The sequence below is a fragment of the Geodermatophilus sp. DF01-2 genome, from assembly GCF_004571065.1.
Lineage (GTDB): Bacteria > Actinomycetota > Actinomycetes > Mycobacteriales > Geodermatophilaceae > Geodermatophilus.
Genome location: NZ_SPQN01000170.1, coordinates 1 through 2,012, shown reverse-complemented (window position 1 = coordinate 2,012; position 2,012 = coordinate 1). Strand labels below are relative to the sequence as shown.

Annotated in this window: 2 protein-coding genes and 1 pseudogene; 2 read left to right on the top strand and 1 reads right to left on the bottom strand. The window is 73.8% G+C overall.

What is annotated here, in order from left to right:
- Positions 1-183: hypothetical protein (locus E4P41_RS23495; RefSeq protein WP_245177561.1), on the bottom strand; the 183-nt coding region annotated here is incomplete at its 3' end.
- A 25-nt stretch (positions 184-208) separates the two neighbouring features.
- On the opposite strand from E4P41_RS23495, the gene E4P41_RS21600 reads away from it, so the two are divergent.
- On the top strand, positions 209-616 hold the full coding sequence (locus E4P41_RS21600; RefSeq protein WP_245177560.1) for an NlpC/P60 family protein: 408 nt from the start codon (positions 209-211) through the stop codon (positions 614-616).
- A 319-nt stretch (positions 617-935) separates the two neighbouring features.
- Positions 936-1,862 (top strand): annotated as a pseudogene (locus E4P41_RS21595) (MoxR family ATPase); the annotation flags it as partial.
- Positions 1,863-2,012: the final 150 nt, after the last annotated feature.

The following is a 2,012-nucleotide window of genomic DNA, read 5'->3' as shown; positions in this document are numbered from 1 at the left end:
CGCCGTCGACGGGCCGCCGTCGGGCGGGTCGCCGTCGGGCGGGTCGTCGTCCACGGGGTCCTCGTCGGGGAGCTCGTCGCCCGGTCCGTCGTCCTCGGGTGGCGGTTCGTCGTCCGGTGGCGGTTCGTCGTCGGGGGGCGGTTCGTCCTCCGGCGGCGGCTCGCCGGCGCCGGTCGACACCACGGCCGGCGCGCCGTCCGGGTCGGCCGTGCAGACGGCGATCGCGGCGGCGAAGTCCCAGCGCGGGCTGCCCTACAGCTGGGGCGGCGGCAACAGCCGGGGCCCGAGCTACGGCATCCCGCCGGACACCGCGATCTTCGGATTCGACTGCTCGGGTCTGACCGAGTACGCGTACGCGCAGGCCGGCATCGCCATCGGCGGCACCAGCCGCGAGCAGTACTGGCGCTTCCGGCACTCCACCGTGGCCGCGTCGGACCTTCAGCCGGGCGATCTGGTCTTCTGGGGTTCGGACTCGTCCTACACGTCCATCTACCACGTGGCGCTCTACATCGGCGGCGGCCAGGTCGTCCACGCACCGCAGAGCGGGGACGTCGTGCGGACCACGTCGATGTGGTACGGCAAGGACTACTTCGGGGCCGTCCGGCCGACCGGTTGAGCCCCGGCAGACGGGGCGTCGGGCAGCCACGGGGGGAGCTGCCCGACGCAGCACCGAGGCTAGCAGTCGGCAGGGGCTGCGGGCAGGGGTGTGCACGTGCCGCGCGGGCGGTCTCGGGGACCCTCCGCGCGCCGTGTGCGCGCCCAGCTGACGTCCAGGAACGTGTAGGACACTGGCGGCGACGGGAACGCCGTCCCGTCGCCGGCCTCGCTACGTCACCGAGCTGTCGAGGCCGTGGACCGGCACGTCAGGGAGTTCCGTGAGCAGCGCCGCCAGCCCCCCGCTCGAGCAGTCCGCCGGGCAGTCGGTCCCGCCGTCGGTGGACGCCGCCCGCCTGGAGCGGGTGCTGTTCGAGATCAAGCGGGTCATCGTCGGCCAGGACCGGCTCGTCGAGCGGATGCTCGTCTCGCTGCTGGCCCGCGGGCACGTGCTGCTCGAGGGCGTGCCCGGCGTCGCCAAGACCCTCGCCGTCGAGACGCTGGCCACCGTCGTCGGTGGGCGGTTCGCCCGACTGCAGTTCACCCCCGACCTGGTGCCGGCCGACATCATCGGCACCCGGATCTACAAGGCCGGACAGGACTCCTTCGACACCGAGCTCGGCCCGGTGTTCGCCAACTTCGTCCTCACCGACGAGATCAACCGCGCGCCGGCCAAGGTGCAGTCGGCGCTGCTGGAGGTCATGGCCGAGCGCCAGGTGTCGATCGGCGGGGTGAGCCATCCGTTGCCGGACCCGTTCCTCGTGCTGGCCACCCAGAACCCGATCGAGTCCGAAGGCGTGTACCCGCTGCCCGAGGCCCAGCGCGACCGCTTCCTCATGAAGGTGCTCGTCGACTACCCGAGCCCGGAGGAGGAGCGGGAGATCATCTACCGGATGGGGTCGACCCCGCCGGTGGCCGAGACCGTCCTCGGGCCCGAGGACCTCGTGCGCATGCAGCGCACCGCCTCGCAGGTGTTCGTGCACCATGCGCTGGTCGACTACGTCGTCCGGCTGGTGGTCGCCACCCGCGCGCCGCGCGAGCACGGCATGGACGACGTCGCCTCGTGGGTCTCCTACGGCGCCAGCCCCCGTGCCTCGCTCGGGCTGATCGCCGCCAGCCGGGCGCTGGCGCTGGTCCGCGGCCGCGACTACGTGCTGCCGCAGGACGTCCTGGACATCACCGCCGACGTGCTGCGCCACCGGCTGGTGCTCTCCTACGACGCGCTGGCCGACGGGGTGCCCGCCGACCACGTGGTCAAGCGGATCCTGCAGACCGTGCCCTTGCCGCAGGTGGCCCCGCGCCAGCGGTCCGGCGGCTTCGGCCCGGGCAGCCCCGGCGGACCGTCGGTCCCGACCGCCCCACCGTTCGGGGCGCCGCAGTTCGGGCCGCCGGGCCCGCAGTTCGGCGGGCCCGGCCAA